This is a genomic window from Flavobacterium defluvii, from assembly GCF_900129555.1.
Classification (GTDB): Bacteria; Bacteroidota; Bacteroidia; order Flavobacteriales; family Flavobacteriaceae; genus Flavobacterium; species Flavobacterium defluvii.
Window position 1 is genome coordinate 199435 of the sequence record NZ_FQWC01000002.1, and the last position, 14785, is coordinate 214219.

A 14785-nucleotide genomic window follows, 5' to 3' on the forward strand; every position below is an offset into this window, starting at 1 on the left:
GAGAGCAAAGGTTTGATTTTTAAGGGAAATATAATTGAAAACTACCTGAACTTTCTGTATTAAACAATTGAGAAATAAATAAAAGTCAAGAATTGCAGTTATCTGAATTTTAATTATTGTGATAAAATGTTGCTTTTTAATATTGATTTGTTGAATTTTGACACCTTAAATTTAAAAATATCATGAGGGATATCCATTATATTAGTACTGAAACTATAACTTTAGAAACGCTGCACGAAATCATAGTAAATGATAAAAAGCTTGAATTGTCTGAGGAAGCGAAAGTAAATGTTCAAAAATGCCGTGATTATTTAGATAAAAAAATGGAGTCGCATACAGCTCCTATTTACGGTATTAATACGGGTTTCGGGTCACTTTATAGTGTGAAAATCTCAAACGAGAATTTATCTAAACTTCAGGAAAACTTAGTGAAATCTCATGCCTGCGGAACAGGGGAGGAAGTTCCTGCTGAGATTGTAAAAATGATGCTTTTGCTGAAAATACAGTCTTTGAGTTATGGACACTCTGGAGTTCAGCTAAAAACTTTAGAGCGTTTGGTCGATTTTTACAATAATGATATTCTTCCTATTATTTATACACAAGGTTCACTTGGAGCTTCTGGAGATTTAGCGCCTTTGGCACATCTATCTTTACCTTTAATTGGAGAAGGAAAAGTATTTTTTGAAGGAAAGAAAACAGATTCAGCAGAAGTTTTAAAACATTTTAACTGGGAACCAATTGTTTTGCAGTCAAAAGAAGGTTTGGCGTTATTAAACGGAACACAGTTTATGAGTGCTTACGGAGCTCATATTTTAATTAAAGCTTATAAATATTCATACTTGGCAGATTTAATTGGAACTATTTCTTTGGAAGGTTTTGATGGAAGAATTGAGCCATTTAATGAATTGATACATTATATACGTCCGCATAAAGGACAAATTGTAACCGCGCAAAGAATTACTGAATTCTTAGACGGAAGTGAAATTATCGCTCAGGAAAAGAAACATGTTCAGGATCCGTATTCTTTCCGTTGTATGCCACAGGTTCATGGCGCTTCAAAAGACGCGATTGATTATGTTCGAAAAGTATTCAAAACAGAAATCAACTCTGTAACCGATAATCCTAATATATTTATTGAAGCCGATCAGATTATTTCTGGCGGAAATTTCCACGGTCAGCCTTTAGCTTTGGCTTTAGATTTTATGGCAATTGCTTTGGCAGAATTAGGAAGTATTTCAGAAAGAAGAACGTATCAGTTAATTTCTGGTTTACGTAATCTTCCGGCATTTTTGGTTGATAATCCGGGGTTAAATTCAGGATTTATGATTCCGCAATATACTGCTGCAAGTATAGCAAGTCAGAACAAACAATTGGCGACTCCGGCAAGTATCGATAGTATTGTTTCGAGTAACGGGCAGGAAGATCACGTAAGTATGGGAGCCAACGGAGCGACAAAAGCCTTACGAATTTTAGATAATTTAGAGCGTATTTTAGCTATTGAATTATTGAATGCATCTCAGGCAATTGCTTACAGAGAGCCTTTAAAATCAAGTGATTTCATCGAAATGTTCCTGAACAGTTATCGTGAAGTTGTGCCCTTGGTAAAAGAAGACAGAATCTTACATATTGATATTGAAAATACAGTTTTGTTTCTAAAGAGTTTCCAAATAGAAAACGATTTGTTAACAATGGCTTAACATTGTAAAATATTATTGAAGTAATTTTGCACTATCAAAAATATAAAAATGTCAATAAACAGTATTTTCCAATTTTTAGTGCCGAAAGACAAGAAATTCTTTCCACTTTTTGAAGAGGCTTCAAGCAATTTAATTGAATTAGCTTCTAACTTACACGAAGCTGTAAATTTACCATTAAAAGAAAGAGAGATTCTTTTTCAAAAGATTGACGAATTAGAACAAAAAGGAGAAGATATCACTCGTCAGACAAACTTAGAGTTAAGCAGAAACTTCATTACTCCTTTTGACCGTGAAGATATTCATACATTAATTACTTCAATTGATAACGTTGCAGATTACCTTCATGGTGCATCTAGCCGTATGAGATTGTATCAGGTAGATAAGATTACAAAATCTATCAGAAAAATGACAGAAATCAACCTTGAAGCTTGTCAAAACATTGACAGTGCGGTAAAAGAGTTGAGAAACTTACAAAATTTTAAAGTTATTAAAGATGCTTGTGCCAGAATTAACAAACTGGAAAACAAATCTGATAACGTTTATAACAAAGCAGTTTTTGAAATTTTTGAAAACGAAACAGATGCTAAAAATATCATTAAATATAAAGAAGTGTTATCTGTTTTAGAATCAGCAACAGACAAATGTAAGAGTGTTGCAAACATACTAGAATCTATTTCTGTAAAACATTCTTAATTCAATTTTTCATTCTGAAGTTATAATTTATGACGCTACTTATATTAATTATAGTATTAGCCTTAATTTTTGATTACATCAATGGTTTTCATGATGCGGCAAATGCTATAGCGACTGTTGTTGCAACAAAGGTTCTGACACCTTTTCAGGCGGTAGTCTGGGCAGCATTTTTTAACTTTCTGGCTTATTGGGTTTTCGGATTTGGTGTTGCAGATACTGTTGCTAAAACAGCGCACACAATGGAAATTAACCTTGTAGTGATCCTGGCCGGAGTTATCGCGGCAATCTGCTGGAACTTATTGACTTGGTGGTTAGGGATTCCGTCAAGTTCTTCTCATACATTAATTGGAGGTTTTGCAGGAGCAGCTGTAGCACACGCTATTGCAGTTCATGGTTTCTCAGGTTATGTTGGTGATGACGGAGCAACTCACTACTGGTATGAAATTGTAAGCTGGTATAAAGCAGGAAAAGATGGGGCAATGCCTTCGGGAGTTCTTATTATTATTGCTTTTATTGTTTTAGCACCATTATTAGGAGCGCTGGCTTCTTATTTAATATCGATTTGGTTATTAAATGCTTCTCGTAAAAGTATTGGTCCAAAAATATTCACTGGAGTTTTAATGATTGCAACCGTTTGGTTTGTATACAAACAGATGATTCCTTATGAAGAAATTGTGAAAGATGGGGGGAAAGCTCGTTTTGATTCTCATTTTTGGAGTGTTGCTTTTGAAGCTCATAATATCAAATGGTTTTTAGTTGCCTTTATAGTTTTAACTGTTAGTGCTTTTTGTTTAATATTTAGTAGTTTAAACCTTCATCAGGCTGATGCTGCTTTGAAAAAAATGCAATTACTATCTTCTGCGGCTTTTAGTTTAGGTCACGGAGGAAATGATTCTCAAAAAGTAATGGGAATTATTGCAGCGGCTGTTGCAGTTTATATAAACACAAATCATGGTGTTCATATGGATGCCTGGTTAGATGTTGTTTTGCCAAATGAAGATTTAGGTGTTAAAGGACAAATGCCAAGCTGGATTCCATTAGCATGTTATTCTGCAATTGCAGCCGGAACTTTAAGTGGTGGATGGAAAATTGTGAAAACAATGGGATCTAAAATCACAAAAGTAAGTTCATTTGAAGGTGTTGCTGCAGAAACAGCAGGAGCTTTGACACTTTACTTTACAGAGCACTTAAAAATCCCGGTAAGTACAACGCATACTATCACAGGATCTATTATTGGTGTTGGATTAACAAAACGTGTTTCTGCCGTTCGCTGGGGAGTTACCGTAAGCTTAGTTTGGGCATGGATTTTAACTATTCCTATTTCAGCGATATTGGCAGGATTAGTTTATTTTGTTCTGAGCGTCTTCATATAGTAAAATGATTATTGTGAAATGTGAGATATAATCACATTTGCCTAAATATTTTAAAGCCGATTTCAATTGAAATCGGCTTTTTTATTTGATTAAAAACACGAAAGTTTACCTTAATATTAAACTTTTAAAACTTTTATGGGATATAATTGTTTTTTGATTTGAAGATCTTTGTAAGAATGCTTAATAAGCATTTTATAGGGATTGTAATTTAAAAAAGCAAAAATGAAAACTATTTTTGATAAACCCATTATTCTTGATAGTGAAAAAGAGAATGTGGTTTTAATTTATTCAGATTATATCATTGGAGATATAACAAGACAAGATGCAAATCTAGCTATTGAGAAAATTAAAAGTGGAGATTTTATTCTTTCTGAATTTATATCGGTTATAAAAGTAAAAGAGATTTTTGAATACGAATTCGAAAAAGATGTTGACGCATGTATAATGTTTGGTATTAAAAACAATGAGGGGACAAGTTATAAAAATATTGATTTTAAAGATACAGAAACAGCAATCAAGGCTGACAGCTTAATTAAAGAACAATTTGAAGCATTAGGTTTTGTGAGAAAAGAAGAACAATTGTCGGTGATAGGTGCGTCAATTTTTCCTTTAATTGTTACTGGAATTGTTGCTGTAGCGGGAGGATTGTTGACATGGTTTGCCTATGAAATGGAAAGTTATGAAAATACGCGTACCAGAGTTGTGAAATGGTATGTGTATTTAATGGTGAAAATTTCAAAATCTGTAGGCTATTTACCGTTTTTAATTATCACAGGGGTATTGGTTTTATTATGCTTATTCTGGATGGTCAAAAGAATGTCAAATCCACCTGTTAAAATTAGTGTAATTAGATAAATACAAGCCGATTTTTTTAAAATCGGCTTTTTTATTTCTGTGAATTCACACATAAGAAATGTCTTTAAATGACATTTTTTTGATTTTTAGAGGTTATTCTAAATGTTGTTTAAAAGCATTTTTGTCGAAATTATTTAATGTATATATCTTAACTAAGTAAGAGAAATAGATTGAATCGATTTTGAAAAAAACTGCTAACCCCAAAAGTAATGTACAAATTCAAAAATGATATAACTTCACAGCTATTTTTCTTACTTGTTTTTTTTTCGTTATTTTCTTGTCAGGAAGATGATATAAGGAGAATTCGTTTAAAAACGGATCAAAAGAAAGTAACCAGTAATCCCAATGAAGAATCGGATTTGATTTCATATTTTGTAAAAGAATCTGTAAGCAGATCTTTAACAGGTATAGATATGGATAAATTAAAATACTATTCTGTAGAAAGAAATGATACAATTTTAGTAATTACTAAGGTTACAGACATGATTGGAATTCAAAGGGAATCAAGAAAAAAGTTATTGTATGCAATACACTATTGTTTAATTTCTTCAGAACGATACTGCCAGAAAAAAATCTATATAGATGTCGAGGGAAATTTTAGTACACTTTTAGTAAAAACACCTGTAAAACAAGATTTAGACGGCCGGTTTGCAGATGAAAAACTTCTTTTATCATTTTACGGACGATCTAAAGTACCATTTAGAAAATGAAAAAATTGAAGTTTTTACTTCCTAAAGTTTTTATGATTGTGTTTACGTTTGTAATGTGTTTGTTTCAATTTGTTTTGATCTTCAGAAATAATACTAATTGTTCCGTCAATTTCTAACATCGCCAGTCTTACATTTTTAAAATATTCGATTCCGTGTTCTCTCATGGCTTCTTTTAATTCTGCGTCCGAAATATCTAATTTGCTTAAAGCTTTAAAATCAAGTTTACCGTCGTGAATTAATACTTCCGGTTTGTCGAGTAATATATTGCCGAGGGTTTTATATCTGCTGGTAAGCTTTTTAATTGCAAAGTTGATTACAAATAAAACCAGCGCTGCAACCAAACCTCCTAGAAGGCTCGTGTCAGGACCAACCATGGCATTTTGTACAGAATTACTAATCAGTAAAATCAGAATAATATCGGCGGTATTTAATTGAGAAAGTTCTTTTTTTCCAAAGATTCTTAAAGCAATTGTCATAAAAAAATAGACAGCAACACTTCTTACTATAATATCAAAATAAGGGAAAATCATATTTTTTATTTTAAAGTTAAATAAAAAAGCTTTGTCAAAGTTTTAAACTTTGACAAAGCTGCTAAATTATCTGGATACAATTAAGTTTAAATGAACTTAGTTATAATTTGAAATTCTTTTCAATAGCTTTAATCATTTCTCCTGCAACATCCTTGTTTGTTGCGCCTTCAATTCCTTCAAGACCTGGAGAAGAGTTTACTTCAAGTAATAAAGGCCCTTTAGAAGAGCGGATAATATCAACACCTGCTACTTTTAAATCCATTGCTTTTGCGGCTTTAATAGCGATCTTTTTTTCTTCAGGTGTTACCTTAATTACAGATGCAGTTCCGCCTAAGTGAATATTAGCTCTAAATTCGCCCGGCATCGCTTCACGCTGAATCGCGGCAACCACTTTTCCATCGATTACAAAACAACGGATATCTTTTCCGTTGGCTTCTTTAATAAATTCCTGAACTAATATATTGGCATTTAAACTTTTAAAAGCATTAATAACACTTTCTGCAGCTTTTTTAGTTTCGGCTAAAACAACACCTTTTCCCTGGGTTCCTTCTAATAATTTTACAATTAAAGGTGAACCGCCCACCATTTTAATTAAGTTGTCTGTATCAAGCGGAGAATTAGCAAAACCAGTTGTTGGAATATCAATACCGCTATTTAAAAGCAGCTGTAATGAGTATAATTTATCTCTTGACTGCGTAATAGCTGTGGCTGAATTTAAAACAAAAACTTTCAAAGCTTCAAACTGACGTGTCAATGCACAGCCATAGAAAGTAATACTTGGCCTTATTCTAGGAATTATGGCATCAAACTCGTTTAGGATTTTTCCACCACGGTAATGGATTTCAGGTTTTTTTGCATCAAGTTTCATGTAACATTCCTTGATGTTTAGGAAATGCATTTCATGACCGCGCATTTCGCCGGCTTCCATGATACGTTTGTTGCTGTATAATTCAGGGTTACTGGCTAAAAGACCAATTCGTAAACCAGAGCTAGCTTTTTCTGAATTTTGGTATAACTCTTTTAAGGTTTCAGGAGAAGGCTGTCCTAAAAGATACTTTTGTTCAGGATCTACCAAAACACGTCCACTCATGGCTTCACGTCCTAAAAGCATACGAAAACCCATCGAATCACGATTTGTCAAAGTCATTTCTATTGGCCATTTTGCATCGCCAATTTTTAAATGCGTCTGAATAACATAACGATGTTCTCTGTAACCACTGGAACTTTTTACAATTCTTTTGTCAACCAGAGGAGCTTCACAATGAATAATAGTTTTTATGTTATTCTGAATTGGGTTAATATCAAATTTTACCCAATTAGCATCATTTTTTATGAAAGGAGCAATATTGATTGCGTGCATTGCCGAAGTTTTCGCACCAGAATCGACACGAGCCTTAATTGTCGGAATTCCAAGTTCTGGAAATGAGCACCATTCTTCGCTGCCTAAAATGACTTTGTTTTGAAGCATATATTGTTTTTTTGTTATAGAATTTAAATTCAAAAATAGCTATTTGCTTTTACTAAAGATAGTAAATTATCTAAAAAAAATACCCGTTATGTTATGAAAACGTAACGGGTAGATTATTTATGTTATAATTTTTGACTAATTTATTGATTTGTCGGTTCTTCGGCTTTGTGAATTTCTACCGAAAGTTCTTGCGAATCATCTTTTAAATCCATCATGATTTCATCACCAGAATGTATTTTTGAAGTGATGATTTCTTCGGCTAACAAATCTTCAACATATTTTTGGATTGCTCTTTTTAGAGGTCTTGCTCCAAACTGTTTGTCAAAACCTTTTTCTGCAATAAATGCTTTGGCTTTGTCTGTTAAGCTTAGTTTGTAACCTAACTCTGCAATACGAGAATATAGTTTTTTCAATTCGATTTCGATAATCAAATCAATATCCGCTTTTTCTAATGCGTTAAATACAATTACGTCATCAATTCTGTTTAAGAACTCAGGAGCAAAAGTTTTCTTCAATGCATTTTCGATAATGCTTTTTGAATTTTCATCTGCCTGTGCTGTTCTTGCTGCAGTACCAAATCCAACACCTTGTCCGAAGTCTTTTAACTGACGTGCACCAACGTTAGAGGTCATGATAATAATAGTGTTTTTAAAGTCAATTTTACGACCTAAACTATCTGTTAAGTATCCGTCATCTAAAACTTGCAACATCATATTGAATACATCCGGGTGTGCTTTTTCAATCTCATCTAAAAGTACAACACAATATGGTTTTCTACGAACTTTTTCAGTCAATTGTCCGCCTTCTTCATAACCAACGTATCCTGGAGGCGCTCCAACTAAACGAGAAATCGCAAATTTTTCCATGTATTCGCTCATGTCGATACGAACTAATGCATCTTCAGAATCGAATAATTCTTTAGCCAGAACTTTTGCTAATTGTGTTTTACCAACACCTGTTTGACCTAAGAAAATGAATGAACCGATTGGTTTGTTAGGATCTTTAAGTCCGGCTCTGTTACGTTGAATAGAACGTGCAATTTTAAGAACGGCATCATTTTGACCAATTACTTTATTCTGAATTAATTCAGGTAATTTGGCTAATTTGTTGCTTTCTGTCTGTGCAATTCTGTTAACAGGAATTCCGGTCATCATAGAAACAACATCTGCTACATTATCTTCTGTAACTTCAATTCGGTTGTTTTTAGAATCTTCTTCCCATTGTTCTTGTGCTAAAGCAAGATCTTTTTCTATACGTTTTTCATCATCGCGAAGTTTGGCAGCTTCTTCATATTTTTGTTTTTTAACTACCATATTTTTCATTTCGCGAACTTCTTCTAACTGACGTTCTAAATCAAGAATTTGTTTTGGAACATCAATGTTTGTAATGTGTACGCGTGATCCAGCCTCGTCAAGAGCATCAATCGCTTTGTCTGGTAAAAAACGTTCAGACATATAACGATCTGTAAGTTTAACACAAGCTTCGATAGCTTCTGGCGTATAGGTAACATTATGGTGATCTTCGTATTTATCTTTTACGTTGTTCAAAATGGCAATTGTTTCTGCAACAGAAGTTGGTTCTACAATTACTTTTTGGAAACGTCTTTCTAAGGCACCATCTTTTTCGATATATTGTCTGTACTCATCAAGAGTTGTAGCACCAATACATTGTATTTCACCTCTTGCTAAAGCAGGCTTGAACATATTTGAAGCATCAAGTGAACCTGTTGCTCCTCCAGCTCCTACAATAGTGTGGATTTCATCAATAAAAAGAATAATATCATCGTTTTTCTCAAGCTCGTTCATTACGGCTTTCATTCTTTCTTCAAACTGGCCTCTGTATTTTGTTCCTGCAACTAAACTTGCAAGATCAAGTGTTACAACACGTTTGTTGAAAAGAATACGAGAAACTTTCTTTTGAATAATACGCAGAGCAAGTCCTTCTGCAATAGCAGATTTACCAACTCCAGGTTCTCCAATAAGAAGCGGGTTGTTCTTTTTTCTTCGGCTTAAAATTTGAGAAACGCGTTCAATTTCTTTTTCGCGTCCTACAACAGGGTCAAGTTTTCCTTCTTCGGCCATTTCTGTTAAATCTCTCCCAAAATTATCTAAAACCGGAGTCTTAGATTTTTTGTTTGACTTATTGGCTGGATTATTGAAACTACTTTCCTTTAGACTGTCATCTTGTCCTGAATCGTCATTGTACGATTCATTTCTTGGCAAGTTTTCTAAGAATTCTTCTTCGTTTGGCGTCATGTTTAAATATTGTTCTTTAGCTATGTCATAATCTATTTTAAGTTTATTCAACAGCTTGGTTGTTGGATCGTTTTCGTTTCGTAAGATACATAAAAGCAGGTGAGCTGTGCTAATCGACGAACTTTGAAATACTTTTGCTTCAAGAAAAGTGGTCTTCAGTGCCCTTTCGGCCTGTCGGGTAAGATGAAGGTTTTTCTTTTCGGCATTTACCTCAACGCTGTGGTTGGCTGGACTCAGTATTTCTACCTTCCTGCGTAAATGATCTAAATCGACTGCCAGGTTATTAAGTATATGAATAGCTTTTCCGTTACCATCTCTTAAAATGCCCAGCATTAGATGTTCAGTACCAATAAAGTCGTGTCCTAAACGAAGGGCTTCTTCTTTACTGTATGTAATAACATCTTTTACTCTTGGTGAAAAATTATCATCCATAATATATAATTGGTATTGTAAATTTAATGAATTACAGTTTGAAAAACAAAAACCATACCCATTGAGAACTACTGTCAGCTAATTGACAAAAAAAATAACAATAAAAGCGTTAAAAAACGCTTAATTTATTAACCAAAAGCGAAATTAAAGTTGTTAATAAATCGTTTAAATAAGTGTGTCGAAATAGCTGAAAAATCTTTAAAAAAACGTATCTTGGCACGCTTTGAAACTAAATAATTATTTAAACATAACAACTTATGTCTGAAGGAGAAAAGTTAATTCCTATTAACATTGAAGATGAAATGAAATCGGCTTACATCGATTATTCGATGTCAGTAATTGTATCGAGAGCGCTTCCTGATGTTAGAGATGGCTTGAAACCAGTGCATCGAAGAGTACTTTACGGAATGTATGATTTAGGTGTAACTTCAAGATCTGCCCACAAAAAATCTGCTAGAATTGTAGGGGAGGTTCTGGGTAAGTATCACCCTCACGGAGATACATCTGTTTATGATGCAATGGTTCGTATGGCTCAGGAGTGGAGTATGCGATATTTATTAGTTGATGGTCAGGGTAACTTTGGATCTGTAGATGGTGACAGTCCGGCAGCAATGCGTTATACTGAGGCCAGAATGCGCAGAATTTCTGAGGAAATTATGGCAGATATCGAAAAAGAAACAGTTGATTTTCAATTAAACTTTGATGATACTATATATGAACCAAAAGTAATGCCTACAAGAGTTCCTACTTTATTAGTAAACGGAGCAACGGGTATTGCAGTTGGTATGGCGACTAACATGCCGCCGCACAATTTAACAGAAGTTATCAATGGTACTTTGGCTTACCTTGATAATAATGATATTGAAGTTGACGAATTAATGACGCATATTAAAGCTCCTGATTTTCCAACTGGAGGTATAATATATGGATACGAAGGTGTTCGCGAAGCTTTTAAAACCGGTAGAGGACGTATTGTAATGCGCGCTAAAGTTGGTTTTGAAGAAGTAGACGGAAGAGAAAGTATCATTGTTACCGAGATTCCATATCAGGTTAACAAAGCTGAGATGATTAAACGTACAGCTGACTTAGTTAACGAGAAAAAAATTGAAGGTATTGCTAATATCCGTGATGAATCGGATAGAAGCGGTATGCGTATTGTTTATATCCTGAAACGTGATGCTACACCAAACGTAGTTTTAAATACCTTATATAAGTATACTCAATTACAATCTTCTTTTAGTGTAAATAATATTGCATTAGTAAAAGGACGTCCTCAATTATTGAATCTTAAAGATATGATTCATTATTTTATTGAGCACCGTCATGACGTAGTAGTAAGAAGAACTCAGTTTGAATTACGTAAAGCTGAGGAAAGAGCCCATATTTTAGAAGGTTTAATTATCGCGTCAGACAATATTGATGAAGTAATTGCGTTAATTAGAGGATCTAAAAACACAGACGAAGCAAGAGAAAAATTAATCGAAAGATTTAAATTGTCAGACATTCAGGCTCGTGCTATTGTTGAAATGCGTCTGCGTCAGTTAACAGGTCTGGAGCAGGATAAATTAAGAGCTGAGTTTGATGAATTGATGAAATTAATCGAACACTTAAAAGCTTTATTAGCTGATGTTAATTTAAGAATAGATTTAATTAAAGAAGAGCTTACAGAAATCCGTGATAAATACGGAGATGATCGTCGTTCTCAAATCGAATATTCTGGAGGTGATGTAAGTATTGAGGATTTAATTGCAGATGAAAATGTGGTAATTACAATTTCTCACGCAGGTTATATCAAACGTACTAACTTATCTGAATACAAAACTCAAAACAGAGGAGGAGTAGGACAGAAGAGTGCGGGAACAAGAGATCAGGATTTCCTTGAACACATGTTCGTTGCAACAAACCACCAGTATATGATGTTCTTTACGCAAAAAGGAAAATGTTTCTGGATGCGTGTTTACGAAATTCCGGAAGGAAGCAAAACAGCAAAAGGAAGAGCAATTCAAAACCTTATCAATATCGAAAGTGATGATAAAGTAAAAGCTTTCATCTGTACACAAGATTTAAAAGACAAAGATTACATCAATACACATAACCTTGTAATGGTTACCAAACAAGGACAGGTAAAGAAAACTTCTTTAGAGAAATACTCTAAACCTCGTGCTAATGGTGTTGCCGCTATTACAATTAAAGAGGGTGATGAATTATTAGAGGCTAAATTAACAGATGGAGAAAGCCAAATTATCCTGGCAGTTAAGTCTGGAAAATTAGTTCGTTTTGAAGAAACAAAAACACGTCCGATGGGAAGAACAGCTTCAGGAGTTCGTGGAATTAGTTTAAAAGACGAGATTGATGAAGTAATTGGTATGGTTACTGTAGCTAAAAATAATATTGCCGATTCTCAAATTTTGGTTGTAACCGAAAACGGATACGGAAAACGTACCAAATTGGTTGACGACGACGGAGAAGATGTTTACAGAATTACCAACCGTGGAGGTAAAGGGGTTAAAACGCTTAATATTACCGAAAAAACTGGTAAATTAATTTCGATTAATGCTGTAACGGATTCTGATGATTTAATGATTATTAATAAATCTGGACTAACTATTAGAATGGCAATTGAGGATTTACGTGTTATGGGACGTGCAACTCAAGGTGTTAGATTAATTAACCTAAAAGGTAAGGATTCTATCGCAGCTGTTACAAAAGTAATGAAAGACGAAGCCGAAGAAGTTGTAGTTGATGAAAATGGAAACGTTGTTGAATCTGTTATAGAAAGAGTAAAACCGGATTTAGAAGTTCTTGAAGATGACGGAACTGCAGAAGATGATGAAGATGATTCTGATGATGTAGTTGAAGACGAAGATGATTCTGAAGAAGAATCTGAGGAGTAAATAAAACCACAAGAAAATTAAATTAAATATACAAATTGAACATTATGAAAAGTAAATATGTTATACTAGCATCAGCATTACTGATTTCTGTAGCTACATTTGCTCAAAAAGATCAAATTAAAAATGCAGAAAAAGCATTAAAAAGCGGTGATGCACAAGGAGCACTTGCTCAACTAAAAGATGCAGAAAACTTAATTGTTAATGCAAAAGATACTGAGCAGGCACAATATTATTTCGTACAAGGAAATGCTTACTTAGATCTTGCTAATAAAAAAGTTGAAGAAAGTAAAAATTTAAGCGCAGCAGCCGACAGCTATAAAAAATTAATCGAAGTTGAAAAAGCATCTGGAAAGCAGAAATATTCAACACAGGCTGCAGCTTCAATTACAAACATTAAAGGTTTATTGATTAACTCTGCGATTGCGGATACTCAGGCAAACAAACATGCTGACGGAGCTAAAAAATTATACGATGCTTATTTGCTTGATAAAAACGATACAATCAACCTTTATTATGCAGCTTCTACAGCTGTAAATGCTCAGGATTTTGATACAGCGCTTCCAATGTATGAAGAGTTGAAAAAATTAAACTATTCTGGAAAAGGAACTTTATATTTAGCTACAAACAAAGCGAACAATAATGAAGATAACTTCGCAAATGCTAAAGAAAGAGATTTAGCTATCAAATTAGGAACTCACGAAAAGCCTAAAACAGAAGCTATTCCATCAAAAAGAGGTGAGATCTACAAAAACTTAGCATTAATTTTAGTTCAAAAAGGAAAAATTGAAGAAGCTAAAAAAGCAATCGCTGATGCAAGAAAAACAAACCCGGATGATAGTTCTTTAATTCTTACAGAAGCTAACTTATATCTTGAAACAAAAGATTATGATCAGTACAAAAAATTAGTTGGTGAAGCTTTACAAAAAGATCCAAACAATGCTGATTTAGTTTTTAACTTAGGTGTATTAAGTGCAAATGCAAAAAACAACGCAGATGCTGAAAAATATTACTTAAAAGCAATTGAAATCAATCCAAATTATACTAATGCATACTTAAATCTTGCTGCATTAAAATTAGATGCTGAAAAACCAATCATCGATGAGATGAATAAATTAGGTACTTCTGCAAAAGATATGAAGCGTTATGATGTTTTAAAAGCACAAAGAGAAGATGTTTTCAAAGGAGTAATTCCTTACTTGAAAAAAGCTAATGAATTAGATCCTAAAAACGAAGATGTTGCTAAAACATTATTAGGAGTTTACAAAGCGTTAGAAATGACAGCTGAAGCAAAAGCTTTAAAAGCTACAATGAACTAATTAAAGCTCATTTAAAATAAAAAAACCATCCGCAGCAACGGATGGTTTTTTTATGTATAAAATATTAGTTTACTAATGATGCCGATAATGTAATTGTTGTATTCAAAAGTTTAGAAATCGGGCAGATTTCCTTTGCCTTTGCAGCAGTTTTTTCGAATTCTTCTGCAGAAATTGACGGAACCTTTCCTTTTAAATCCAAATGAATTAAGGTTATCGAACCATCTTCAAAAGTTACAGTTGCTTCAGTTGACAAATCATCAGCAGTAAATCCGGCTTCGTTAAGTAAAAAGCTTAACTGCATTGTAAAACAGCCAGAATGTGCCGCAGCAACTAATTCCTCAGGATTTGTTCCAACTCCGTCTGCAAATCGTGTTTTAAACGATAATTGTGCGTTATCTAAAGTAGTACTTTGCGTACTGATAGTTCCTTTTCCTTCCATGCCGGTTCCTTTCCAGTTGGCATTAGCTTTTCTAGTAAATTTCATATTCTCTAATTTAAAATTAATATTAAATGTTATTTGTTTGAAACGGTAATTAATAGTGGTAACTCAAATATAATCAAT

At 33.6% G+C, this 14785-nt stretch carries 11 protein-coding genes; 7 read left to right on the forward strand and 4 right to left on the reverse strand.

Annotated features, from left to right (window positions below; translation table 11 throughout):
- The first annotated feature begins 182 nt into the window (after positions 1-182).
- The 5 genes from hutH to BUC29_RS05050 all read left to right on the forward strand — a co-directional run bounded on the left by hutH (position 183) and on the right by BUC29_RS05050 (position 5328).
- Positions 183-1697, forward strand: coding sequence for a histidine ammonia-lyase (hutH, locus tag BUC29_RS05030; protein WP_073413989.1), 1515 nt, complete (start codon positions 183-185; stop codon positions 1695-1697).
- Between the two features lie 48 nt (positions 1698-1745).
- A complete protein-coding gene (locus tag BUC29_RS05035) occupies positions 1746-2390 on the forward strand; it encodes a DUF47 domain-containing protein (protein ID WP_008462731.1) in 645 nt (214 codons plus the stop codon).
- Positions 2391-2419: 29 nt separating this feature from the next.
- A complete protein-coding gene (locus BUC29_RS05040) occupies positions 2420-3763 on the forward strand; it encodes an inorganic phosphate transporter (protein ID WP_073413991.1) in 1344 nt (447 codons plus the stop codon).
- A 222-nt stretch (positions 3764-3985) separates the two neighbouring features.
- On the forward strand, positions 3986-4618 hold the full coding sequence (locus tag BUC29_RS05045) for a hypothetical protein (protein WP_073413993.1): 633 nt from the start codon (positions 3986-3988) through the stop codon (positions 4616-4618).
- 209 nt (positions 4619-4827) lie between these two features.
- Positions 4828-5328: a hypothetical protein gene (locus BUC29_RS05050; RefSeq protein ID WP_073413995.1), complete on the forward strand. Its 501-nt coding sequence runs from the start codon at positions 4828-4830 to the stop codon at positions 5326-5328.
- A gap of 14 nt (positions 5329-5342) precedes the next feature.
- Here BUC29_RS05050 and BUC29_RS05055 read toward each other — a convergent pair whose 3' ends face one another.
- From BUC29_RS05055 to BUC29_RS05065, 3 genes are all read right to left on the reverse strand, one after another.
- Complete coding sequence (locus BUC29_RS05055) at positions 5343-5858, reverse strand: DUF421 domain-containing protein (protein ID WP_073413997.1); 516 nt, start codon at positions 5856-5858, stop codon at positions 5343-5345.
- Between the two features lie 100 nt (positions 5859-5958).
- Positions 5959-7326 (reverse strand): 30S ribosomal protein S6--L-glutamate ligase, encoded by a 1368-nt coding sequence (gene rimK, locus BUC29_RS05060; RefSeq protein ID WP_073413999.1) that lies wholly within the window; start codon positions 7324-7326, stop codon positions 5959-5961.
- Between the two features lie 140 nt (positions 7327-7466).
- The gene (locus BUC29_RS05065) at positions 7467-10013 is read right to left on the reverse strand and encodes an ATP-dependent Clp protease ATP-binding subunit (RefSeq protein WP_073414001.1); all 2547 of its coding nucleotides are present in this window, start codon (positions 10011-10013) and stop codon (positions 7467-7469) included.
- Between the two features lie 257 nt (positions 10014-10270).
- Between BUC29_RS05065 and gyrA the strand changes: the two genes are divergently transcribed.
- Together gyrA and BUC29_RS05075 are read left to right on the forward strand one after the other, a co-directional pair.
- On the forward strand, positions 10271-12907 hold the full coding sequence (gyrA, locus tag BUC29_RS05070) for a DNA gyrase subunit A (protein ID WP_073414003.1): 2637 nt from the start codon (positions 10271-10273) through the stop codon (positions 12905-12907).
- Between the two features lie 44 nt (positions 12908-12951).
- Positions 12952-14223 carry a tetratricopeptide repeat protein gene (locus BUC29_RS05075; protein WP_073414005.1) on the forward strand — a complete coding sequence of 424 codons (1272 nt, stop codon included), beginning with the start codon at positions 12952-12954 and terminating at the stop codon, positions 14221-14223.
- 64 nt (positions 14224-14287) lie between these two features.
- Here BUC29_RS05075 and BUC29_RS05080 read toward each other — a convergent pair whose 3' ends face one another.
- Positions 14288-14707 (reverse strand): OsmC family protein, encoded by a 420-nt coding sequence (locus tag BUC29_RS05080; protein WP_073414007.1) that lies wholly within the window; start codon positions 14705-14707, stop codon positions 14288-14290.
- Positions 14708-14785: the final 78 nt, after the last annotated feature.

Excerpts from the sequence above, each read along its gene's own strand:
- BUC29_RS05075 (WP_073414005.1), top strand. The coding sequence starts at position 12,952 with ATGAAAAGTAAATATGTTATACTAGCATCAGCATTACTGATTTCTGTA.
- BUC29_RS05065 (WP_073414001.1), bottom strand. The coding sequence starts at position 10,013 with ATGGATGATAATTTTTCACCAAGAGTAAAAGATGTTATTACATACAGT.
- BUC29_RS05055 (WP_073413997.1), bottom strand. The coding sequence starts at position 5,858 with ATGATTTTCCCTTATTTTGATATTATAGTAAGAAGTGTTGCTGTCTAT.
- gyrA (WP_073414003.1), top strand. The coding sequence starts at position 10,271 with ATGTCTGAAGGAGAAAAGTTAATTCCTATTAACATTGAAGATGAAATG.
- BUC29_RS05080 (WP_073414007.1), bottom strand. The coding sequence starts at position 14,707 with ATGAAATTTACTAGAAAAGCTAATGCCAACTGGAAAGGAACCGGCATG.
- BUC29_RS05040 (WP_073413991.1), top strand. The coding sequence starts at position 2,420 with ATGACGCTACTTATATTAATTATAGTATTAGCCTTAATTTTTGATTAC.
- BUC29_RS05045 (WP_073413993.1), top strand. The coding sequence starts at position 3,986 with ATGAAAACTATTTTTGATAAACCCATTATTCTTGATAGTGAAAAAGAG.
- BUC29_RS05035 (WP_008462731.1), top strand. The coding sequence starts at position 1,746 with ATGTCAATAAACAGTATTTTCCAATTTTTAGTGCCGAAAGACAAGAAA.
- hutH (WP_073413989.1), top strand. The coding sequence starts at position 183 with ATGAGGGATATCCATTATATTAGTACTGAAACTATAACTTTAGAAACG.
- BUC29_RS05050 (WP_073413995.1), top strand. The coding sequence starts at position 4,828 with ATGTACAAATTCAAAAATGATATAACTTCACAGCTATTTTTCTTACTT.
- rimK (WP_073413999.1), bottom strand. The coding sequence starts at position 7,326 with ATGCTTCAAAACAAAGTCATTTTAGGCAGCGAAGAATGGTGCTCATTT.